The sequence below is a fragment of the Pseudomonas sp. Sample_22 genome, assembly GCF_004307635.1.
Classification (GTDB): domain Bacteria; phylum Pseudomonadota; class Gammaproteobacteria; order Pseudomonadales; family Pseudomonadaceae; genus Aquipseudomonas.
The window spans coordinates 226,693-248,092 of the sequence record NZ_RCNY01000081.1 but is presented as its reverse complement, the minus strand read 5'-3'; the positions used below and the strand labels follow the sequence as shown (position 1 = coordinate 248,092).

Below are 21,400 nucleotides of genomic sequence, written 5' to 3'. Positions count from 1 at the left end.
AGCATCAAATTGCCATCAAGGTATCGCTTGATATCATCTGGCCAGCGGTTTAAATTTGGCGCGAATTTATTGACTCCTTCCCAAGAAAAGGATCGACAATATGGCGATGCGTCTGGCCGTGGTTTTGCTGTTTCTCTATTCGACCCCGATTCTGTCAGCGGCAGAGCCGATTTCCGGCGAACCTGACGCGGCCCGCGAGCGCATGATCAGTTTTATTGAAGACTGAGATAGTCTGGCTTAATGATCAACGAAGTTGATATCTGGTATAGACGAGACTCGTTGGTTCTTGGGGCTGTTTTGATTGAATCTGTGGACTCTGAAACATGTCCACGGAGTTCATCATGGCCCACGCAATCATCACTTCCGCCAAACGCGGCGCCTATGTGGCTATCGGTCTTTACCTGGTCATGGTGCTGGTTGTCAGTCTTTCGCCGCAGTCACAACAAACCTACGAAGCGCCGATTCAGGTCGCCCATCCTGGTATCCAGTTTGAACACCGCGCCCAACAGGCGATGGTCGATCAGGCTGACCTCGCAGGAGTCGGCGGAGCATGAACAGATGCAAACTCTTGGTCATCGCCTTCCTGGCTTTCATCACCAATGGATTTTCCTTGCTGGGGATCGGGCAAGGTTCGATAGGTGGTGTAGCGCGGGCCATCGAAGCTAACCACAACATTGCGCGCAATATCGAGATCGCCAAGGGCATGGGCCTGCTGGCCGGTAATCCGCCAGTCGAACCTGAGAGCAGTTTTTTCGGGCCGTTCCAGGTCGATTGCTCGGTGATCGGAATGTGCGAAGTATTGGCCTGATTCCTTGAAACACCACCGTCCTTGTAGGAGCAAGGCTTGCCCGCGATGTTTTTTTGCGTCCTTGACGGCCCCATCGCGGGCAAGCCTTGCTCCTACAGGTATCGGTTACTTCTTCATGATTGAAGTGAAGAGGTCTGACTCCAGAAACCGTTGCAGCCACGCCTGTAAATGCCGATACGGCGTCTGCGCGAACCAGTCGCGATCGACATGGGCGAATTGCCGTATGAACGGCATCAGCGCCACATCGGCCAGGCTGGGGTGTTGCGCCAACAAGTAGTCGCGACGCTCCAGCAGTTGATCCAGCTTGTGCAAAAACTGCGAGCCCTCGGCGCGATAGGTTTCCATTGGTTGCTCGGGGTAGCGTTCGGCGTACTTGTAGCGATTGAGATGAATTTTGAACGACTGATCGTTTTCCGCGATCAGCTCTGCGACTCGCAACTGCCCTTGCGGATCATCCTTGAGCAGCCAGTCCTGCGGATCGTTTTGTGCCAACGCCCAACGCATGATGTCCAGGCTTTCCTCGATCACTTGGCCGCCGACGCTGAGCACCGGCACCGTGCCTTTGCTCGATAGCGCGAGCATCTCTGGCGGCTTGGCCTTCAGGCTCACTTCGACGATGTCCACGGCAACACCGGCGTAGCGCAAGGCCATGCGCGCACGCATGGCGTATGGGCAACGTCGGAACGAATACAGCGTACTCATTTCACCTCCAGCGTGCTGAGACCGTTGCCTTGGCGGCGCACCTGAATCTGCACCGGAATGCGCTCATGCATTTCCTGCACATGGGAAATCACCGCAACCTTGCGACCTTGCGCCTGCAAGCCGTCGAGCGCGTCCATGGCCAGTTGCAGCGACTCGGGGTCCAGACTGCCGAAGCCTTCGTCGATGAACAGCGATTCGATTTTCAAGGTACTTGAAGCCATTGAGGCGAGCCCAAGCGCCAGGGCCAGCGACACCAGGAAAGTTTCGCCACCCGACAGCGAATGCACCGAGCGCAGTTCGTCACCCATCTCGGTGTCCATCACCAACAGGCCGAGCATGCTGCCGCCACGCTTGAGGCGATAACGGCGCACCAGTTGCCGCAGTTGCACGTTGGCGTGGTGCACCAACAGGTCGAGGTTGTAGGCCTGGGCGATCTTCCGGAACGTGTCGCCAGTGGCGGAACCGATCAGAGCATTCAGGCGCGCCCAGCGCTGGAACTCGGCGTAGGCCTTGGCAATTTGCTCGGTCAGCGCCTGATTGGCATTCTGCCGTCGCTGATCTTCAGCTTGCTCGGCGCGCAGTTCGGCGCATTGTTGCTCGCTGAGGTTGAATTGACCTTGCAGGTCGGCGAGGGCGCTGGCGAGTTGTTCGGCATCGAGATTGCCGTTGTGCTGCGCTTGATGGTCGGCCAGACGCTGGTCACGTTCCTGCAGCAGCACCTTGGCCTGCTCAACGGCTTTTTCGTTGTGCTGCAAGCGCTGACGCAGTTCGCTGACCTGAGTGTCATCGACACGCAGCAGGTCTTCGAGACCGCCGTCGTCCAACTCAGGATGACGCGCACGCCACTCGGCGATTTTGCCCGTCAGCTCGCGGTCTTCGTTCTCCAGGATCTGCTGACGCTCCTGTTGTGCCTTCAACTGCGTAACGATCTGCACACATTGCGTGCGCACGTTCTGCAGTGCCTGGGCCGTTGAGTTTTCGGCGTTGCGCGCCTGTTCCACAGCCTGTTCGAGCTGCTGCTGCCAGTGCTCGGCGCTGCCGTGTTCACCCAGCAGTTGCGCGAGTTTCGCCTCGCTGGCCTGTTGCTGGGCGGCCAGTGCGTTGAATTGCTGTTGGGCGCTTTGCAACTGTTGCGCGCGGCTTAGCTGGCGATCCTGTTCCTTCTCCAGCATTTGCTGGCGTTGCTGCTGTTCGGTCAACTCTTCTTTGTGCTGATCGGCTTGCGCCAGGCGCTCGGCAATTTGCCGATCCAGCTGCAGGAAGGTCGCCGCAGGCTCGACGCGCAGGGCTTCCAAGGTGTCTGCCGGTAGCAGGCTGGCGAACGCGCTGAGTTCCTCATCGAGTCGCTGACGGTCGCTGCTCAGTTCCCGTTGTTGATCGCTCAGGTGCTGCGCCGCTTGCTGATGCGCGGTTTCGGCGTTGCGCAGTTGCTGGGTCAGACGCGCCGCGTCCTGTTGCAGGGTGAGCAGGGCGCTCTGGCGTTGCTCGTCCTGGGTGATGCTCTGGTTCAATTGCTCGTTTTGCCGGGCCAGCCAGGCGTCGCGCTTGTCGGCGTCCTGATTGAGCAACGTGGTTGCCAGCGGATGCGCTTCAAGGCTCGGCGTCAGCGCCTGAAGCTGGGCGGTCAATTGCTCCTGTTGTTGCAACAGCTCTTTCTGTCGGGCGATCACGCCACCGACGTCGGCGCGCAACTCGGTGAGTTTTTCCTTGAGCCGATCCACCGCTTGCTGCGCGCTGGCCTGTTCGGATTCATCATGACGGCCGAGGCTTTGCAGCAGGGCTTGCGGCTGATGATACGGATGCTCGTTGCTGCCACAGACCGGACACGGCTGGTCATCCTGCAACTGCGTGCGTAGCTCTTCGACACTGGCGCTGCGAGCCAGACGCTGACGCTCGAGCAGTTCACGGGTGACGTTGAGGGTTTGCTCGGCGACGCTGAGTTCGGCTTTGGTCTTCACCCCGTCCTCAGTCAACCGCTCGCGCTCCAGTTGCGCATCGAGCAGGCGCTGATGCAGCTCGGCGCCGTGTTTTTCCAGCGCTTGCTGACTGGCCCAGAGCCGCGTCAGGTCTTCGACGGCACGCAGCTGTTTACGATTGTCCTGCAGCAGATTGCCGAGGATGCCGATTTGCTCGGCGACGGCTTCGGGCTCGGCGCCAGCCTCTTTGAACAATACTTCCAATTGTTGCTTTTGCTCGGCCAGCGCTTGGGCGCTGTGCGCGGCGCTCCGTTCGAGGCTGGCCAGTTCGGCCTGGCCCTTGTTCAGGCGATTGCCGATCAACATCAGTTGTTGCAAGCGGTCGCGATAGGCATTCCACGCATCGCTCAGCGGCGCCAGAGAGGCGCTTTGTTCCAGCTCGGCGGCAATCTTTTGCAGGCGCTCGGCGACCTGAACCTGTTTTTCCTGCAACGCCTGAATCGCGCTCTGGCCTTCGGTGCAGGCCTGCTCGGCAGCTTGTCGGGTTTCGGCGCTGAGGGCGGTGTCCCTGGCGAGGCGGGCGAGGGTGCTTTGCTCTTCAAATGCCTGACGCAACAGCGGGGCGCTTTCGCTGTGTCGCTGCTGCGCTTGGCTCAGGGCAATTGTTGCCGACTCGAGCGCCTGCTCCAGTTGCGTCTGCCGCTGGGTGAGCTCGCCGTGCTGGCGAGTGTGCTCGGCAATTTGTTCGGCCAGCGGCGTCAGTTGCGCATCGAGTCCAGTCTTGCGGGCGAACTGGTGACGTTGCGGGGCGAGTTGTTCAAGGCGCGTGAGTTTCAGGCGCTCGCCGGCCAGAGCTTCCCACGTTTGCTGCGCACTGTGCAGTTGCTCGGCGGCGGCTTGCTGCGCATCTTGCAACTGACGCAAATCCTTGAGCCAGCCATGCTGTTGTTCCAGTTGTTTGAGCTGTGCCTGTTGCAGCTTCAATTGTTGCTGGGCGGCGTTGAAGCGCGAATCCAGTTCGGCCCGGTCTTCAGGAGACAGCGGCGTGACACCGCTGGCCTGATCCTGCAACAGCTTGTGGGCTTCGCGGGCTTCCTTGGCCTTGTCGAACGCGCGGCGACCGAGGCGGGTGTAGAGCGCAGTGTCGGTGAGCTTTTCCAGCAGTTCGCTGCGGTCGTTGTCATCGGCCTTGAGAAAGGCACTGAACTCGCTCTGCGCCAGCAGCACGGCGCGGGTGAACTGTTCGAAATTCAGGCCCAGGGCGGCTTCGAGCTGGCTTTTGTATTCGCCTTTCTGGCTGGCCAGCAGTTGATCCTGATCGATATCGCGCAGGCTCTGGCGGCTGGCTTGCAACTTGCCACCGGCCTTTTCCCGGGCGCGGTTGGCCTCCCAGCGTGCGCGGTAGCGACGACCATCGACCCCGACGAAATCCACTTCGGCATAGCCTTCGCCAGTACCACGGCGCAGCAAGGTGCGCGGGTCACCGGTGCCGATTTCGCCATCGGTATCGGGCACCTTGGCGTCGCGTCCGGTGTTGTTCAGGCGCGGTACGGCACCGAACAGGGCCAGGCACAGGGCGTCAAGCAAGGTGCTTTTACCGGCGCCGGTCGGTCCGGTAATCGCGAACAAACCGGCGCTGGCCAACGGTTCGGCGGTGAAATCGATTTCAAACGGGCCGGCCAGGGAGGCAAGGTTTTTCAGGCGGATCGCGAGGATCTTCATGGTTGTTCGCTCTCCAGCTGTACGTCTTGCAATAGCTCGGCAAAGTCTTTGAGCGTTTGTTCGTCAACCTCACTGCCGTAGCTGTCCTGCCAGGCACGGCGGAACAGTTCCTGAGGCGTGAGCTGGTCGAGCTCGATCAAGGCGTCGCCCTCGTCGGCGCCTTCGCGGTTGCCGTTACCCGCGTATTCGGCGGCGATTCGCACCAGACGCACGGCCTTGCCTTGCAGCGCGGTTTCGATTTGGTTGCGCAGGTCTGGCTGCGGCTCGTCCAGACGAACCCGCACTTCAAGCCAGGGTTGGCGTTGGTAGTCGGCCAGCAGATCGATATTGGGCAGATCGGCCAGTTGCAGGAGGATTTCTGCCAGAGGCGCCGGGCCAATGCGTTGCAGATTGACCGCACGGGGGATCAGTCTCGGTTCAACGCTGACCAGGGTTTCGCCATCGAGCGTGATGTCGAGAATCTGGTGTTGATAGCCGATCTCGGAGAACGACAGCGGGATTGGCGAGCCGCTGTAGCGAATACGTTCTTCACCGTTGACCTTCTGCGGTTTGTGCAGGTGGCCCAAGGCAACGTAGCTGATACTCGGCCCAAACAGGCTGGCGGGCAGGGCTTCGGCATTGCCGATGATCAGGCTGCGCTCGGAGTCTTCCGAGACCGAACCGCCGGCCATGTGCGCATGGCTGATGGCGATCAGCGCCTGGCCCTTCTTGCGTTTGGCGTTGGCTGCCTCGATCAGCCATTCATGAACCTGTCCGATGCCGCGCAGATAATTGTCGCCCAAGTGCGGGCCGGTGACTTCGGCAGGCCGCAAGAACGGTAGCGCCAGGCACCAGGCGACGGTTTTACCTTTTGCGTTCGGCAGCGGTAACAGCAAACGTTCGGCGTCGAGTTGCCCGTCGTCCAGCCACAACACGCGGCCCAACGCATGAGTGCGCAAACGGCGCATCAACGGCGCGGGCAATTCGATCCGTGAACCGGAATCGTGGTTGCCGGCAATCATCACGATGGTCAGCAACGGTTGCTGCTCGTGGGCGCTGACGATGAAGTCGTAAAGACGTTCCTGGGCTTTGACCGGTGGGTTGACCGTATCGAAGATATCGCCGGCGATCAGCAGCACATCCGGTTGCTGCAGTTTGAGCTGGCGCAGCAGCCAGTCGAGAAAACAACCGTGCTCGAAATCGCGATCCTGGCCGTGCAGGTTCTGCCCGAGGTGCCAGTCGGAGGTGTGAAACAAGCGCATGACAAATTCCATACAGAAGCCGTGGCCATGTGAGGTGTGACCACGGCTTTTTGATTATTTGGGATAAAGCGGCGGCAAGCCGCTGTCAGCCACCGGGTCCTGGACCCGTTCGGCTATCGGAATGGTGCGAATCACCCGCCACAGTTCTTCACCTTGCCAATGCTGGCCGGTCTCGCTGTAGAGCGCGCCGTTCAGGCCGTCGAGGGCGTCGGACAAAGGGACGAACCGGGCGGCCATGTCGGCCAGGGTTTCCGGTTGTTGCCTGGCCCAGGCGTCGAGGGCCTGGCGGGTGGCGTGGGGGTCGTTGGCCTGGCAGGCGCGCTTGAGGTCGTCGAGCACGGTGCGCGGGCTCGGGCCGGTTTGCGCGGCGCGCAGGATTGCCGGTTGCCAGCGCGCCCGCCACCACAGGCCGAAGCCGAGCAGGGTGGTACAGGCCAGAATCAGCGTGCTGAGTTGCCAGCGCCACAGCGTTTCGCTGTCGGCGGTGGCATTGGTCGGGGCAGTGCCGGCCGGTGTATCGACCATCAGGCTTGGATTGGCCGCCACTTGCAGGGTTCGGGCGGGCAGGCTGGTGTGTTCCAGATGATCTTCAAAGGTGTTCCACCAGACCACTTCAACCGACGGCAATTCGATCGAACCGCTTCGGGACGGAACCAGCGCTTCACGGTCTTCGCGACTGCCAACCAGGCCGCGTTCACTGTTCTGGTTGCCCAGCACCGGCTGATCCGGATAACGGCGCAAGCCGCTGACTTCGGTACCCGGCAGCGGCGGCAGTTGCGAGCTGGACAGCCCTTCGGCGGTGACTTTAAGGCTGCGCGTCAGCGAGTCGCCGACCTGGACATGTTCCGGCTCCGGGCTCCAGCTCTCGCTCAGGCTCAGGCTGCGCGCCGGCAGCCACGGCAGGTCGGCAGGGTAGGTGATGGGTTTTGCCTTGACTGTCAGCAGGAGTTCGCCGGAGCTGACACGCATGAGTTTTCCCGACTTCGGCGCTTGGGTCGAGGCGTCCTTGGCGGGCTGCGCGTCCACCAGGGCAGCGTTGAAAATCTGCCCTGGAATGATCAGTTCGCCGCTGTGCTGCGGATAGATCGCGTAGCGCATTTCAATAACGCCGTGGCGCACACCGTTGATGTCTTTTTCGTAGGTGCGCGATTCGCCGAGCTGTTCGATGCGCGTATCGGGAATCTGCAGCGGGGGCAAGCTGCTGTCGTCGTACAGCGGCACCGAATGGTAGATGCGCAAGGTCAGGATCGCCTGGGCTTGCACGTAGACGCTGGTTTGATCGAGGCTGGCGTCGATGAAAACCGCGGCCTGTTTGCTCGGATTGTTCTGGCTTTCGCTCGCGACCACTTGCACGGTAATCGGTTGGCTCTGCGCGTCACCGAGCGTCAATGGCGGAATTTCCACGCTGCCGTTCTGCAATGGCAACAGCGTGACAATCCAGCGGGTGGTCGCGCGATTGTCGCCACTGAGCGTGTTCAATTGGTTGACCTGGCGTGTGCCTCGGACTTCGAACAGCGGCTCCAGCGGCGTCAGGTCAGGTTTGCCGAATTGGGTGACGTCGTTGGATTCCAGGGTCAGCTCGACCGTCTCGCCAGAGTTCAGGCGCGCGCGATCGACACTGGCGACCAGCTCGGCTGCCTGGACCTGCGAAGTGCAGACCAGCAAGGCGATGGTGAAAGCGGTGAAGCGGGTCATCGAGTTTTTCCCTGATCCTGATGTTGTTGCTGTTCGTACCAGAATTTGCGCCTGAGCAATTCTGCCGGGTCGTCCGGAATCTGCCGCAGCCATTGCTCCAGTGCCTGTTGCTGCTCGCCTTCGATGCTGTCGCTGGCCGGGCGCATGGGCGGTGTAGTGTGCTGTTCGTCACCCAGCTCGCTGCCCGGGACTTCGTTGGCGCCGGGACGCGGAGGCAGGCTCGACGGTTGCTCGGTATCGCTGGCCTGATGATCGGTGGCTTTCGGTTCGCCATTGCTCAACGGTTGAGCCTGGGTGCCGGGCGGTGTTTCCTGCTCATTGACCTGGGGCGTTGCGTTGGCGGTGTTGTCCGGTTCGGCTGCAGCCGGGGTTACCTTTTGCTTGAGCAGACTTTCCACCAGTGCCTTGTTGGTCAACGCCGGACGCAAATCCGGTTGCCGCTCGAGGGCCTGTTCGTAAGCATCCAGCGCCGCCTCCAGTTCACCACTTTTAGCCAGGGCGTTGCCACGATTGTAGTGGGCGTGGGCGTCGTTGCCTTCGGCGAAACGCCGGGCGGCCCCAGTGTAATCACCGGCCTCATAGAGGGCCACGCCTTGCCATTGGTGATCGGCAAAGTGTTGCGCGGCTTGCGCCGGGCGGTTTTGCTTGAGCAAGTGCAAGCCCTGTTGGTCGGGGCGCAACCACAGGTCCTGGAATTCAAAGGCTTGGCTGGGCTGCGGCAGTGCCAGCAACAACGGCAGGCACAACAACCAGCCACGGCGACCAGCGCAAGCCGCCAGAAGCAATAGCGGCAACAACAGCCAATAACCCTGATCGGCCCAAGTATCCAGGCGCAAGGTCTGGCCATCGTTACGCAAGTTGCGTGGGCCATCGAGCAAACCGAGGGCACGCAGATCCGCGTCGCCCAGGCGTGCATGGCGATAGCGCCCGTCCAGATCTTTGGCAAAGGCTTTCAGTCCGGGGTCATCCAGATGCGGCACCAGAATGGCGCCCTGTTCGTCCTTGAGAAAACTGCCGTCCTCCTGAGTGATCGGCGCGCCTTCGGCGGTGCCGACGCCAATCATCAGCCATTGTGTTGATTTGCCACTCAGGGCGCGGCGGATGCCTTCGCGTTCGGTTTCCGTGAGGGATGAGCCGATCATCAGGATCCGACCGTCTCCCAGCGCTGCTTGCTCCAGCAAGGCGAGGGCCTTGGCTACCGCCAGATCAGCGCGGTGGCCGGGTTCCGGCATCAGCGACGGCTTGAGTGCATCCAGCAAGTTGCGGCTGGTCGACAGGTCGTCCGACAACGGCACCAGCGTGTGGGCGCTGCCGGCATAGACGACAATGGCGGTCTGCGCATCGCTACGGTATTGCAGCAGGTCAAACAGCTTGCGCCGGGCTTGTTCCAGGCGGTTGGGCTGGACGTCGGTGGCGAGCATTTCCGGGGTCAATTCAAGGATGACCACCAGCGGGTCGGCAGGTTTCTGGCTGAGTTGTTCTACTCGCGACCAGCTCGGGCCGAGCAGCGCGAAAACCGTCAGTAGCCACGCCACACCCAGCGCGACCCAAGGTAATTTGCTGTCGCGGCCATTGCCACCGCTGAGCAGCGCCGCGTGAAAGGCCGGCGGCAGGATCATCTGCCAGCGGCCGGCGCGCTTCTGCCGGTGCCAGAGCTGCCAGAGCAGCCAGCCTAGCAATGGCAACAGCAGCAACCACCCTGGGCGGAACCAATACGGCCAGAGCGCGCTCATCGGCGTCTCCGCAGGCGCAGGCGTTTAAGACGCTGGCGCCAGTCAGGCAGTTGCGTTTGCAAAAACAGATCCTTGGTAAACAGCCGTTGAAGAGGGTTGTCCGGCCAGAGTTCGCGTGCCACCAATAAAATGCTCAGTAACAGCGCAATCGCCAACGGCCAGTGATACAACGCCTGGGCCGGACGAGCCTGGGTCGGTTGCTGGGTCACGGGTTCCAGTTGATCGAGGGTAACCTTTATGGCCTGCAACTCCTTGCCATCACGTGCGCGGAAATACTGGCCGCCGGTAGCTTCGGCGATGGACATCAGGGAGGGTTCATCAAGATCCAGGCTTGGGTTGATGCCGAGAAAACCCAAGGTGCCGCTTTGTTCCGGGTCTGCGCCGATGCCGATCGGATAGATTTTCACCCCTTCCTTGGCCGCCAGTCGCGCCGCCGTCAGCGGATCGATCTCGCCACCGTTGTTGGCGCCGTCAGTGACCAGGATCAGTACCCGGCTTTGGGCCGGCCGTTGGCGCAGGCGTTTGAGGGCCAGGCCAATGGCGTCGCCAATGGCGGTGTTCTTGCCGGCAATGCCGATGCGCGCCTCGTCGAGCCAGACACGTACCGTGTGCCGATCAAAGGTCAGCGGGGCCTGAAGGTAAGCCTGGCTGCCGAACAGGATCAGGCCGACCCGATCGCCCTCGCGGCTTTCCAGGAAGTCGCCGAGCAAATGCTGGACCAGCGTCAGGCGGCTGACGTCCTCGTCCTGCCATTGCATGTCGGGGTAGTCCATGGAACCGGAGACGTCGACCGCCACCAACAGATCCCGGCCACTGGCGGCAATCGGCAGCGGGTCGCCGAGCCATTGCGGGCGCGCGGCGGCGGTCAACAACATCAGCCACAACAGCAGGAACGGAGCCTGTTGGCGCCAGGCTGGCAGATTGGCCCGGGCGCGACGCCCAGCCAGGCCTTCGAGGTCGTTGAGGAAGCTGACTTTGAGCGCCGGTTCGCCACTGTCGGCCACCGGCAACACGATGCGCATCAGCCACGGCAAGGGCAGCAGGGCAAAAATCCACGGCCAGGCGAACTCAAACATGTTTGCGAATCCAGGTTTCAACCGCCTGGGTCAGGCCGGCGATGGCCTTGTCGTCGAGCTTGCATTCGGGCTTGTAGGCGCCTTCGACCAGCACCATCCAGCGGGTCAGGCCGGCAGCCGGGCAGCGGTTGTCGAGGAATGCCAGCCATTTGCGGCCATTGAGGGTATGGCTCTGGCTGTAAGGGTAGTGGTTGCGGCAAAGACGCTTGAGCAAGCCGTTGAGTTGCTGCAACCAGGCGCCGGCCGGAGCACCGTCGTAAGGCTTGGGCATCAGCGCCAGTTCGGCCAGCGCGGCGACGCGTACCGGGTCCAGCGGTTGTTCGGCACGCACGACGGGGCGTTTGTTGGGAATGAATCGGCGCAGCTTCCACACGCCGAAACCAATGATCGGCAACAGCAACAGCAAGAACCACCAGCCCGGCGCAGGAGGCCAGAATCCGATCTGGGGCGGAGAGATCAGTGGTTGCAGTTGATCGAGACCGTTCATCGGCCTTTTCCTGGTTTCTGCGGGTTCAAGTATTCGCGCAGTTGTTCGACCATTTCGCTTTGGGTGCTCAAGGGCATCAGCAATACCCGCAGCTTTTGCGCGAGCAATTCCCAGCGGGCGATGCGGCTTTCAGCCTGGGCACGGTAGGTCTGACGCAGATCGAAGTTGAGCGTGTCGAGCTCCAGTTGCGCGCCGCGTTCAGCAAAGCGCAGCAGCCCGGCTGCAGGCAGGGCATGATCCAGCGGGTCGGAAAGAGGCAGCAGCAACAGATCACAATGGCGCGACAACAGGCTCAGCTGTTGTTCGGCGCTTTCCGACAAGGCGCGCTCATCGCAAATCACGATCGCCAGGCTGCCGGGGCGCAATACCTCGCGGGCGCGGCGCAGGGCAATGCCGAACGCGTCGCGATCCGGCTCGCTTTCGGTGTGCAGCGACTGATTGACCCGTACCAGGCGGTTGAGCAATTGCAAGAGGCTTTGTTTGCTGCGGCGGGGCTTGATTTCGTAGTGCTCGTTGTCGCCGAACACCAGACCGCCGACCCGGTCATTGTGGCCCAGTGCGGCCCAGCCGATCAGCGCTGCGGCCTGGGCGGCGAGCACCGATTTGAACATCAGGCCCGAGCCGAAAAACAGTCGGCGGCTTTGCTCGACCATGATGAAAATCGGCCGCTCGCGTTCTTCATGGAACAGTTTGGTGTGTGGTTCTTGCGTTCGGGCGGTGACGCGCCAGTCGATGGTGCGCACGTCGTCGCCGGCCTGATAGACCCGCACCTGATCGAAATCCACCCCACGCCCGCGCAGCTTCGAGTGGTGCAGGCCAATGAGCGGGCTGCGTTGGCTCGGCGTGGAAAACAGCTGCACTTCACGCACGCGATGGCGCATCTCGATCAGCTCGGCCAGCGTGACGCGGATGCCCGGTTGAGACGGCAGGAGGGCGTTCATCGGACTCAAGCGACAGCTACGACGTCGAGAATCCGCTGGACCACTCGGTCCTGATCGATGCCAGCGGCTTCGGCTTCAAAGGAGAGAATGATGCGGTGACGCAGCACATCGAACAGTACCGCCTGAATGTCTTCCGGGCTGACGAAGTCGCGCCCGGCAAGCCAGGCGTGGGCGCGGGCGCAGCGGTCGAGGGCAATCGAGCCGCGAGGGCTGGCGCCATAGGCGATCCATTCGGCCATCTCCGGGTCGAATTTGGCCGGGGTGCGGGTGGCCATGACCAGTTGCACCAGATATTCCTCCACGGCGTCGGCCATGTACAAGCCGAGGATTTCCTTGCGTGCGGCGAAGATCGCCTGCTGGCTGACCCGGCGTTCGGGTTTGGTTTCACCATTCAACGCTTCGCCACGGGCCTGTTGCAGGATGCGGCGTTCGACGGCGGCATCCGGGAAGCCGATTTTCACGTGCATCAGGAAGCGGTCGAGCTGCGCCTCAGGCAGTGGATAGGTGCCTTCCTGCTCGATGGGGTTTTGCGTGGCCATCACCAGGAACAGCGGCGACAACTCGTAAGTACTGCGTCCAACACTGACCTGGCGCTCGGCCATGGCTTCAAGCAGCGCCGACTGAACCTTGGCCGGAGCACGGTTGATTTCGTCCGCCAGCACCAGATTGTGGAAGATCGGGCCTTGCTGGAACACGAAGCTGCCGGTTTCCGGGCGATAGATCTCCGTTCCGGTGATATCGGCAGGGAGCAGGTCGGGCGTGAACTGGATGCGATGGAACTGAGCCTCGATGCCTTCGGCCAATTCCTTGATGGCCTTGGTCTTGGCCAGGCCAGGCGCGCCTTCTACCAGCATGTGGCCGTCGGCAAGCAAGGCGATGAGCAAGCGCTCGATGAGTTTTTCCTGGCCGAGAATCTGCGTTGAAAGAAAGGTTCGCAGCGCCAGCAGCGCTTCACGATGTTCCATCGATGACTGTTCCTGGAAATGGATGGCCGAGAGCGTGCGTAATACGCCAAGGCTGGGGGCGTTACTTTAATCCATCGCGGGGGGCGGCGACTAACGGCATTTGTGCAAAGCGCGGGAAATACCGGGGCGCATTGGTGGTTTTTTGTAGCAGGGGAGTGTTGGACCGGCAGTTCCGGCCCAATCGCTGGCAAGCCAGCTCCCACAGTGATCGCTGCGTTGCATAAATTGCCTGCACGCCGCTAAAACTTGTGGGAGCTGGCTTGCCAGCGATTGGGCCTGTCCAGACGCCATCAAATCTGGCTGATATAGGTGCCAGTGCCGTCCAGAATATTCTTCAAGGTCAGCTCGACCTCGGCCATATCGACCATATCCGGATTGAAGGTAATTTCCAGCACATCATCCCCATTCAACGCATCGGCATCCGCCGCGGCGATTTCGATCTTCAGCAGGCTAGGGCTGAGGGTGACTTTTACCCCGTCCAGCGTCGATGGCTCGCCATCGAGGGTGATTTCCAGCTCATCCTCGTCCGGATAGCGGCTCATCAGGAACATTTCGCCCTTTTCGCTGTGGCAGCAGAGCATGGCCATGTTGTCTTCTTCGTCATCGCATGGGTTGACGATCAAGAGGGCGGTTGTCATTTGCATGGGGCAATTCCTGGCTGAACGAGCGTGATAGGCGCGATAGAGAGCGATTTTGCCAGCACACGCACAATTATGCTCGTCCGAGTGTCAGAGGATATGTCGTGAACGAGGGAAGTGTTGCTGGTCATTTCTGGTACGTATGTCCCGTAAATACGAGCGCAAAACCGTCATTTTTCTGTGCGGATGCTAGTGTTATCCGTTGCACCGGCGTCAAGCTGCGTGCCGTTGACCGAATATGTCGCAGCACCGCAAGCACGGGCCTTGCCGCACTCGTTAAGCTGCGCAACGGATGAGCACCCGTAAAGACATTGCGCTGCACGCAGCCCAGTCGTTTTTGCAGATGCCCATTCACGGAAGGTGAATGTGACCCGAGTGTCTCGTCCAGCTTCACCCACCTGTCACCCTGTTTCCTCTGCCCGAGAATCAGGAACAGGCTGACGGGTAGCCCCTGACAGGGGTTTTGCACGCGACGCTTCCATCAATAACAAGCCCAAGCGGAGTACCACAGATGGCGTTCTTCACCGCAGCCAGCAAAGCCGACTTCCAGCACCAACTGCAAGCGGCACTGGCGCAGCACATCAGTGAACAGGCACTGCCACAAGTGGCGCTGTTCGCTGAACAATTCTTCGGCATCATTTCCCTGGACGAGCTGACCCAGCGTCGTTTGTCCGACCTCGCTGGCTGTACCCTTTCCGCGTGGCGCCTGCTTGAGCGCTTCGATCATGCGCAACCGCAAGTGCGCGTCTACAACCCTGATTACGAACGCCACGGCTGGCAGTCGACCCACACCGCGGTCGAAGTGCTGCATCACGATCTGCCATTCCTGGTGGACTCGGTGCGCACCGAGCTGAACCGTCGCGGCTACAGCATTCACACCCTGCAGACCACCGTGCTCAGCGTGCGTCGCGGCAGCAAGGGTGAACTGCTGGAAATCCTGCCAAAAGGCACCCAGGGCGACGACGTGCTGCAAGAGTCGTTGATGTACCTGGAAATCGACCGTTGCGCCAACACCGCCGAATTGAACGTGCTGAGCAAAGAGCTGGAGCAAGTGCTCGGTGAAGTGCGCGTCGCGGTGGCTGACTTCGAGCCGATGAAAGCCAAGGTCCAGGAAATCCTGACCAACCTGGACAGCAGCCAGTTTGTCGTCGATGCCGACGAAAAAGCCGAAATCAAAAGCTTCCTCGAATGGCTGGTGGGCAACCACTTCACCTTCCTCGGCTATGAAGAATTCGTTGTCCGCGATGAGGCCGATGGCGGTCACATCGTCTACGACCAGAACTCTTTCCTGGGCTTGACCAAACTGCTGCGCGCCGGCCTGACCTACGATGACCTGCGCATCGAAGACTACGCCGTGAACTACCTGCGCGAGCCGACCCTGCTGTCGTTCGCCAAGGCTGCGCACCCAAGCCGTGTACACCGTCCGGCTTACCCCGACTATGTGTCGATCCGTGAGATCGACGCCGATGGCAACGTCATCAAGGAATGCCGTTTCATGGGCCTGTACACTTCGTCGGTGTATGGCGAAAGCGTGCGGGTCATTCCGTATATCCGCCGCAAGGTCGCGGAAATCGAACGCCGTTCGGGCTTCCAGGCCAAGGCTCACCTGGGCAAGGAACTGGCCCAGGTCGTTGAAGTCTTGCCTCGCGACGATCTGTTCCAGACGCCGGTGGACGAGCTGTTCAGCACCGTGATGTCGATCGTGCAGATCCAGGAACGCAACAAGATCCGCGTGTTCCTGCGCAAAGACCCGTACGGCCGTTTCTGCTACTGCCTGGCCTATGTGCCGCGTGACATCTATTCCACCGAAGTGCGCCAGAAGATCCAGCAAGTGCTGATGGATCGCCTGAAAGCCTCGGACTGCGAATTCTGGACCTTCTTCTCCGAATCCGTGCTGGCCCGCGTACAACTGATCCTGCGTGTCGATCCGAAAAACCGTATCGACATCGACCCGCAGCAGCTGGAAAACGAAGTGATCCAGGCCTGCCGCAGCTGGCAGGACGACTATTCGGCCCTGACTGTCGAAACCTTCGGCGAAGCCCATGGCACCAACGTGCTGGCCGACTTCCCGAAAGGCTTCCCGGCCGGTTACCGCGAGCGTTTCGCTGCGCATTCGGCCGTGGTCGACATGCAGCACCTGCTGAACCTCAGCGAAAAAAATCCGCTGGTGATGAGCTTCTATCAGCCGCTGGGCCAGGTGTCCGGTCAGCGTGAGCTGCATTGCAAGCTGTACCACGCCGATACCCCGCTGGCACTGTCCGACGTGCTGCCGATCCTGGAAAACCTCGGCCTGCGCGTACTGGGTGAATTCCCGTACCGCCTGCGTCACACCAACGGCCGCGAGTTCTGGATTCATGATTTCGCCTTCACCGCGGCTGAAGGCCTGGACCTCGACATCCAGCAACTCAACGACACCCTGCAGGACGCGTTCGTCCACATCGTGCGTGGCGATGCCGAGAACGATGCGTTCAACCGCCTGGTGCTGACCGCCGGCCTGCCATGGCGCGACGTGGCGCTGCTGCGTGCCTACGCTCGCTACCTGAAGCAGATCCGTCTGGGCTTCGACCTGGGTTACATCGCCAGCACCCTGAACAACCACACCGACATCGCTCGCGAGCTGACCCGGTTGTTCAAGACCCGTTTCTACCTGGCGCGCAAGTTGAGCGGCGATGACCTGGACGACAAGCAACAACGTCTGGAACACGCGATTCTGGCGGCACTGGACGACGTCCAGGTGTTGAACGAAGACCGCATCCTGCGTCGCTACCTTGACCTGATCAAGGCGACCCTGCGGACCAACTTCTACCAGACCGACGCCAACGGCCAGAACAAGTCGTACTTCAGCTTCAAGTTCAACCCGCACCTGATCCCTGAACTGCCCAAGCCAGTGCCGAAGTTTGAAATCTTCGTCTACTCGCCACGCGTCGAAGGCGTACACCTGCGCTTCGGCAACGTTGCCCGCGGCGGTCTGCGCTGGTCCGACCGTGAAGAAGACTTCCGGACCGAAGTCCTCGGCCTGGTAAAAGCCCAACAAGTGAAGAACTCGGTCATCGTGCCGGTGGGTGCGAAGGGCGGCTTCCTGCCGCGTCGCCTGCCACTGGGCGGCAGCCGTGACGAGATCGCCGCCGAAGGTATCGCGTGCTACCGCATCTTCATTTCCGGTCTGCTGGACATCACCGACAACCTCAAGGACGGCGCGCTGGTGCCACCGGCCAACGTCGTGCGTCATGACGACGATGACCCGTACCTGGTGGTGGCGGCGGACAAGGGCACTGCAACCTTCTCCGACATCGCCAACGGCATCGCCATCGACTATGGCTTCTGGCTGGGCGATGCGTTCGCGTCCGGTGGTTCTGCCGGTTACGACCACAAGAAAATGGGCATCACCGCCAAGGGCGCGTGGGTTGGCGTTCAGCGTCACTTCCGCGAACGCGGCATCAATGTCCAGCAAGACAGCATCACCGTAGTGGGCGTCGGCGACATGGCCGGTGACGTGTTCGGTAACGGCTTGCTGATGTCCGACAAGCTGCAACTGGTCGCCGCGTTCAACCACCTGCACATCTTCATCGACCCGAACCCGAATCCGGCGACCAGCTTCGCCGAGCGTCAGCGTTTGTTTGACCTGCCGCGTTCGGCCTGGTCGGACTACGACACCAGCATCATGTCTGAAGGTGGCGGTATCTTCTCGCGCAGCGCGAAGAGCATCGCGATCTCCCCGCAAATGCAGGAACGCTTCGACATCAAGGCCGACAAGCTGACCCCGACCGAACTGTTGAACGCCTTGCTTAAGGCGCCGGTGGATCTGTTGTGGAACGGCGGTATCGGCACTTACGTCAAGGCCAGCAGCGAAAGCCACGCCGATGTCGGCGACAAGGCCAACGATGCACTGCGCGTGAACGGCAACGAACTGCGCTGCAAAGTCGTGGGCGAGGGCGGTAACCTCGGCATGACCCAACTGGGTCGTGTGGAATTCGGTCTCAATGGCGGCGGTTCCAACACCGACTTCATCGACAACGCCGGTGGCGTGGACTGCTCCGACCACGAAGTGAACATCAAGATCCTGCTGAACGAAGTGGTTCAGGCGGGCGACATGACCGACAAGCAACGTAACCAGTTGCTGGCGAGCATGACCGACGAAGTCGGTGGTCTGGTGCTGGGCAACAACTACAAGCAGACTCAGGCATTGTCCCTGGCAGCCCGTCGTGCCTTGCCGCGGATCGCCGAATACAAGCGTCTGATGAACGATCTGGAAGGTCGCGGCAAGCTGGACCGTGCAATTGAGTTCCTGCCGTCCGAAGAAGCCATCAACGAACGCATCGCCGAAGGCCATGGCCTGACCCGTGCCGAGTTGTCGGTGCTGATCTCCTACAGCAAGATCGACCTCAAGGAACAGCTGCTCAATTCGCTGGTCCCGGATGACGACTACCTGACCCGCGACATGGAAACCGCTTTCCCGCCGACCCTGGTGAGCAAGTTCTCCGAAGCCATGCGCCGTCACCGTCTGAAGCGCGAAATCGTCAGCACCCAGATTGCCAACGACCTGGTCAACCACATGGGTATCACCTTCGTTCAGCGACTCAAAGAGTCCACCGGCATGAGCCCGGCGAACGTGGCTGGCGCTTATGTGATCGTGCGCGACATTTTCCATCTCCCGCACTGGTTCCGTCAGATCGAAGCCCTGGATTATCAGGTTTCCGCTGATGTGCAACTGGAGCTGATGGACGAGCTGATGCGTCTGGGCCGTCGCGCCACGCGCTGGTTCCTGCGTGCCCGCCGCAACGAGCAGAACGCTGCCCGTGATGTGGCGCACTTCGGTCCGCATTTGAAGGAACTGGGGCTCAAGCTCGACGAGTTGCTCAGTGGCGAGATCCGCGAAACCTGGCAGACCCGTTACCAGGCTTACGTCGCAGCCGGTGTACCGGAGTTGCTGGCGCGCATGGTGGCTGGCACTTCGCACCTGTACACCCTGCTGCCGATCATCGAGGCTTCCGACGTGACCGGCCAGGACCCGGCCGAGGTGGCCAAGGCTTACTTCGCCGTGGGCAGTGCGCTGGACATCACCTGGTACATGCAACAGATCAGCGCTCTGCCGGTTGAAAACAACTGGCAGGCCCTGGCCCGTGAAGCGTTCCGTGATGATGTGGACTGGCAGCAACGCGCGATCACCATCTCGGTCCTGCAACAGGGCGACGGCACTCAGGACGTGGAAACACGCCTGTCGCTGTGGATGGCGCAGCACGACAGCATGATCGAACGCTGGCGTGCCATGCTGGTGGAAATCCGTGCCGCCAGCGGCACCGACTACGCCATGTACGCAGTGGCCAACCGTGAACTGCTGGACCTGGCGTTGAGCGGGCAAGCGGTAGTGCCTGCTGCTGTCGCGGTAGAACTGGAACCGGCTGCCTGATCAGGCGCTGAATGAAAAAGCCCCGCATTGAGAGATGCGGGGTTTTTTTTGTCCCAAGGTTTTGTGGTGTCAGGTCAGGCCTCATCGCCAGCAAGCCGGCTCCTACGGTGATGTGTTGTTGCAAAACCTGTAGGAGCCGGCTTGCTGGCGATGAGGCCATTCGACTTAATACAATTTCATATTCGGAATGTTGTTTATCATCGACACATTACTTGTCGGGCTAGTCAATAAATTATTGAGCGACTGGTCAAACTTCTGCAATGCCCTTACTTGCACGTTTTGTTGTTCGTTAATGTCAGCAACAATCTCTTCGCTGCGTTTATAGTCGGCCCACACCGGGCTGAGCGCTCTGGCGTCATAGCCTTTCGCGGTGCCGATATAATTGAACTGGTTGTCATAGAAATCGGCACTGACTCTGGATTCGACGTCCGAACTGCGCGAGGTGATCAATTGGCTGCGGCTGTCGATGACGGCCACCACATCCGGTTTCGCAGCCTTGAGGCTTTGCATGTCCGGGTACACCGTGACCGAGCCAAACTGACGCTGTAACGAGGCTTTGACCCAATCCACGGCGAGGTCGGGCTTGGAGGTGGCGACGTAGGCATCGTGGATCTCCTGCACCAACAGGCTCTGGCCGAAACCGGTGCCGGCATTGGCCTGATAATCCTGCAGGTATTCACGGTTGGCCTGGGTGTTGCGGCTGTACACCACGCCCAGGGCAACCTGGCTGCCGTTGGGTATGCGAGTCACATTGCTGCGGCCAACCGGTTGCGTGAAGATTCCGTCCAGCGAGGAAACCGCCGAAGGTGCGGTGGGAACCGAGCAGCCAGACAAAAGAGCAGTTGTAAGGGTTAACGTACTGACAAGTGCAAGTTTCATTGTGTTACTCCAGTGAAACAACATCAGTAAGGAAGTGCAGTGTCCGGCATTGGCCGGCAGTTGTTCCAGACTAAACCGGGAAGCGCAGAAGGAAATAGCCAATATCCATGGTTATTGACAGGCCGCTAGTATTGTTTGGTTTAAACACAGAAAGTTAATTGCTCGAGGAAATAAAAACACCCGAATAGAATTTTTGGACGTTTTTATTTATGGCTATACGCTCAGCGATCAGTTTTTCAAGGGGACCAGCACTTCTTCATCCGGCGACAGCACCATGAACACCAGCAACTTTGCAGGCTCGGTAGCGCTGGCGTTTTTCGAGACCAGGTGCTCGGAGCCGGCCGCTTCGTACCAGTATTCGCCCGCCTTGTAGGTCACTGCTTTCTCGCCTTTGACCTGGGAAGTAATCGACCCGGAAAGGACATAGGCCATGGCCGTACCGTCGTGCCTGTGGGCGATGGACGATTGGCCGGGCTTGTAATCGACTTCGATCATCAATGCTTTTTTGCCCGGTACGTTTTTCAGCATCTGCTCTTGCAGCACCGTGACCTTTTCCGAAGGGTCATGGGCAAAGGCTGAGGCGGAAAAGGCCAGGGCCAGGGCAGCAAGAGGAGTGGCACACAAGCGCAAAACATTCATGTTCATGACCTTCTAAGAGTGGTTGTCGGGATCACAATAAGCTGCGCATCCGGACTGGAAAACAGCCAATTTTCCGGAAGGTCAGGGGACCAATCCTGGGTCTTGAAAGCAAAAAAATCGCAGCCTGCGTCAGCTCCTACTTTGTAGGATCTGCCGCAGGCTGCGATTTTTCGATCTGGCTTTTAGCGAATCGGAAAGCTGTTGAAGTCGACGGCATTGGCCAGTTGGCAGTCGATCAGGTCGATGAAACCCTGCACCTGAGGGCTGTTGAAGTGCGACTGCATGGCCGCTTCCGATTGCCAATGGGCGCTGACGGTCCAGCGATTACTGTCCTCAGGGCAGCGGTCGACCATGTAGGAGTCACAGCCCGGTAGTTCGCGCAGGGTGTCGACAATCTTTTGCAGTTGCTTACCCAGTTCTTCCGAGCGGCCGGCGACGGCCTGCACCTTAACGGTATTGATCACTTTGTAGGACATTGGCTCAGACTCCTGAATCAGGCCGGACGAATCCTGCTCATTGAGGGATAACGCCTATGCAGGATAGGCCTGCCC

17 protein-coding genes are annotated in these 21,400 nt (G+C 60.3%); 4 read left to right on the top strand and 13 right to left on the bottom strand.

The genetic code is table 11. The annotated features are described in order from the left end of the window. The first annotated feature begins 100 nt into the window (after positions 1-100). The 3 genes from D8U73_RS29690 to D8U73_RS20945 all read left to right on the top strand — a co-directional run bounded on the left by D8U73_RS29690 (position 101) and on the right by D8U73_RS20945 (position 808). Positions 101-226, top strand: a complete 126-nt coding sequence (locus tag D8U73_RS29690; RefSeq protein WP_256590244.1) for a hypothetical protein — start codon at positions 101-103, stop codon at positions 224-226. Between the two features lie 115 nt (positions 227-341). Then, complete coding sequence (locus D8U73_RS20950; protein ID WP_056855531.1) at positions 342-554, top strand: hypothetical protein; 213 nt, start codon at positions 342-344, stop codon at positions 552-554. Beyond that, on the top strand, positions 551-808 hold the full coding sequence (locus D8U73_RS20945; RefSeq protein ID WP_130905664.1) for a hypothetical protein: 258 nt from the start codon (positions 551-553) through the stop codon (positions 806-808). Before D8U73_RS20950 ends, D8U73_RS20945 begins: the two co-directional genes overlap by 4 nt. A gap of 105 nt (positions 809-913) precedes the next feature. Here the strand turns inward: D8U73_RS20945 and D8U73_RS20940 are convergent, their stop codons facing one another. The 10 genes from D8U73_RS20940 to D8U73_RS20895 all read right to left on the bottom strand — a co-directional run bounded on the left by D8U73_RS20940 (position 914) and on the right by D8U73_RS20895 (position 13,930). Then, the gene (locus D8U73_RS20940; protein ID WP_130905663.1) at positions 914-1,510 is read right to left on the bottom strand and encodes a glutathione S-transferase; all 597 of its coding nucleotides are present in this window, start codon (positions 1,508-1,510) and stop codon (positions 914-916) included. After that, positions 1,507-5,148, bottom strand: coding sequence for an AAA family ATPase (locus D8U73_RS20935; RefSeq protein ID WP_130905662.1), 3,642 nt, complete (start codon positions 5,146-5,148; stop codon positions 1,507-1,509). The genes D8U73_RS20940 and D8U73_RS20935 overlap by 4 nt, the downstream gene beginning before the upstream one ends. Further along, positions 5,145-6,389 carry an exonuclease SbcCD subunit D C-terminal domain-containing protein gene (locus D8U73_RS20930; RefSeq protein ID WP_056855603.1) on the bottom strand — a complete coding sequence of 415 codons (1,245 nt, stop codon included), beginning with the start codon at positions 6,387-6,389 and terminating at the stop codon, positions 5,145-5,147. The genes D8U73_RS20935 and D8U73_RS20930 overlap by 4 nt, the downstream gene beginning before the upstream one ends. A gap of 54 nt (positions 6,390-6,443) precedes the next feature. Beyond that, positions 6,444-8,084, bottom strand: coding sequence for a BatD family protein (locus D8U73_RS20925; protein WP_130905661.1), 1,641 nt, complete (start codon positions 8,082-8,084; stop codon positions 6,444-6,446). Next, the gene (locus tag D8U73_RS20920; RefSeq protein WP_130905660.1) at positions 8,081-9,817 is read right to left on the bottom strand and encodes a VWA domain-containing protein; all 1,737 of its coding nucleotides are present in this window, start codon (positions 9,815-9,817) and stop codon (positions 8,081-8,083) included. The genes D8U73_RS20925 and D8U73_RS20920 overlap by 4 nt, the downstream gene beginning before the upstream one ends. Next, complete coding sequence (locus D8U73_RS20915; RefSeq protein ID WP_130905659.1) at positions 9,814-10,893, bottom strand: VWA domain-containing protein; 1,080 nt, start codon at positions 10,891-10,893, stop codon at positions 9,814-9,816. Before D8U73_RS20915 ends, D8U73_RS20920 begins: the two co-directional genes overlap by 4 nt. Then, a complete protein-coding gene (locus D8U73_RS20910; protein ID WP_056855523.1) occupies positions 10,886-11,380 on the bottom strand; it encodes a DUF4381 domain-containing protein in 495 nt (164 codons plus the stop codon). The genes D8U73_RS20915 and D8U73_RS20910 overlap by 8 nt, the downstream gene beginning before the upstream one ends. After that, complete coding sequence (locus D8U73_RS20905) at positions 11,377-12,321, bottom strand: DUF58 domain-containing protein (protein WP_056855522.1); 945 nt, start codon at positions 12,319-12,321, stop codon at positions 11,377-11,379. The genes D8U73_RS20910 and D8U73_RS20905 overlap by 4 nt, the downstream gene beginning before the upstream one ends. A 5-nt stretch (positions 12,322-12,326) precedes the next feature. Then, on the bottom strand, positions 12,327-13,286 hold the full coding sequence (locus D8U73_RS20900; protein ID WP_003218556.1) for a MoxR family ATPase: 960 nt from the start codon (positions 13,284-13,286) through the stop codon (positions 12,327-12,329). A 290-nt stretch (positions 13,287-13,576) separates the two neighbouring features. Beyond that, positions 13,577-13,930 (bottom strand): hypothetical protein, encoded by a 354-nt coding sequence (locus D8U73_RS20895; RefSeq protein ID WP_130905658.1) that lies wholly within the window; start codon positions 13,928-13,930, stop codon positions 13,577-13,579. 505 nt (positions 13,931-14,435) lie between these two features. Between D8U73_RS20895 and D8U73_RS20890 the strand changes: the two genes are divergently transcribed. Beyond that, a complete protein-coding gene (locus D8U73_RS20890; protein WP_056855520.1) occupies positions 14,436-19,331 on the top strand; it encodes an NAD-glutamate dehydrogenase in 4,896 nt (1,631 codons plus the stop codon). 165 nt (positions 19,332-19,496) lie between these two features. Here D8U73_RS20890 and D8U73_RS20885 read toward each other — a convergent pair whose 3' ends face one another. From D8U73_RS20885 to D8U73_RS20875, 3 genes are all read right to left on the bottom strand, one after another. Then, positions 19,497-20,210: an ATPase gene (locus D8U73_RS20885; protein WP_130905657.1), complete on the bottom strand. Its 714-nt coding sequence runs from the start codon at positions 20,208-20,210 to the stop codon at positions 19,497-19,499. Positions 20,211-20,438: 228 nt separating this feature from the next. Next, positions 20,439-20,849 carry a cupin domain-containing protein gene (locus D8U73_RS20880; protein WP_130905656.1) on the bottom strand — a complete coding sequence of 137 codons (411 nt, stop codon included), beginning with the start codon at positions 20,847-20,849 and terminating at the stop codon, positions 20,439-20,441. Positions 20,850-21,031: 182 nt separating this feature from the next. Continuing rightward, positions 21,032-21,325: an antibiotic biosynthesis monooxygenase family protein gene (locus tag D8U73_RS20875; protein WP_056855518.1), complete on the bottom strand. Its 294-nt coding sequence runs from the start codon at positions 21,323-21,325 to the stop codon at positions 21,032-21,034. Between the last annotated feature and the right edge of the window lie 75 nt (positions 21,326-21,400).

Bases quoted from the DNA above. Each gene is read 5' to 3' on its own strand.
- D8U73_RS29690 (WP_256590244.1), top strand. From the start codon at position 101: ATGGCGATGCGTCTGGCCGTGGTTTTGCTGTTTCTCTATTCGACCCCG.
- D8U73_RS20950 (WP_056855531.1), top strand. From the start codon at position 342: ATGGCCCACGCAATCATCACTTCCGCCAAACGCGGCGCCTATGTGGCT.
- D8U73_RS20945 (WP_130905664.1), top strand. From the start codon at position 551: ATGAACAGATGCAAACTCTTGGTCATCGCCTTCCTGGCTTTCATCACC.
- D8U73_RS20940 (WP_130905663.1), bottom strand. From the start codon at position 1,510: ATGAGTACGCTGTATTCGTTCCGACGTTGCCCATACGCCATGCGTGCG.
- D8U73_RS20935 (WP_130905662.1), bottom strand. From the start codon at position 5,148: ATGAAGATCCTCGCGATCCGCCTGAAAAACCTTGCCTCCCTGGCCGGC.
- D8U73_RS20930 (WP_056855603.1), bottom strand. From the start codon at position 6,389: ATGCGCTTGTTTCACACCTCCGACTGGCACCTCGGGCAGAACCTGCAC.
- D8U73_RS20925 (WP_130905661.1), bottom strand. From the start codon at position 8,084: ATGACCCGCTTCACCGCTTTCACCATCGCCTTGCTGGTCTGCACTTCG.
- D8U73_RS20920 (WP_130905660.1), bottom strand. From the start codon at position 9,817: ATGAGCGCGCTCTGGCCGTATTGGTTCCGCCCAGGGTGGTTGCTGCTG.
- D8U73_RS20915 (WP_130905659.1), bottom strand. From the start codon at position 10,893: ATGTTTGAGTTCGCCTGGCCGTGGATTTTTGCCCTGCTGCCCTTGCCG.
- D8U73_RS20910 (WP_056855523.1), bottom strand. From the start codon at position 11,380: ATGAACGGTCTCGATCAACTGCAACCACTGATCTCTCCGCCCCAGATC.
- D8U73_RS20905 (WP_056855522.1), bottom strand. From the start codon at position 12,321: ATGAACGCCCTCCTGCCGTCTCAACCGGGCATCCGCGTCACGCTGGCC.
- D8U73_RS20900 (WP_003218556.1), bottom strand. From the start codon at position 13,286: ATGGAACATCGTGAAGCGCTGCTGGCGCTGCGAACCTTTCTTTCAACG.
- D8U73_RS20895 (WP_130905658.1), bottom strand. From the start codon at position 13,930: ATGCAAATGACAACCGCCCTCTTGATCGTCAACCCATGCGATGACGAA.
- D8U73_RS20890 (WP_056855520.1), top strand. From the start codon at position 14,436: ATGGCGTTCTTCACCGCAGCCAGCAAAGCCGACTTCCAGCACCAACTG.
- D8U73_RS20885 (WP_130905657.1), bottom strand. From the start codon at position 20,210: ATGAAACTTGCACTTGTCAGTACGTTAACCCTTACAACTGCTCTTTTG.
- D8U73_RS20880 (WP_130905656.1), bottom strand. From the start codon at position 20,849: ATGAATGTTTTGCGCTTGTGTGCCACTCCTCTTGCTGCCCTGGCCCTG.
- D8U73_RS20875 (WP_056855518.1), bottom strand. From the start codon at position 21,325: ATGTCCTACAAAGTGATCAATACCGTTAAGGTGCAGGCCGTCGCCGGC.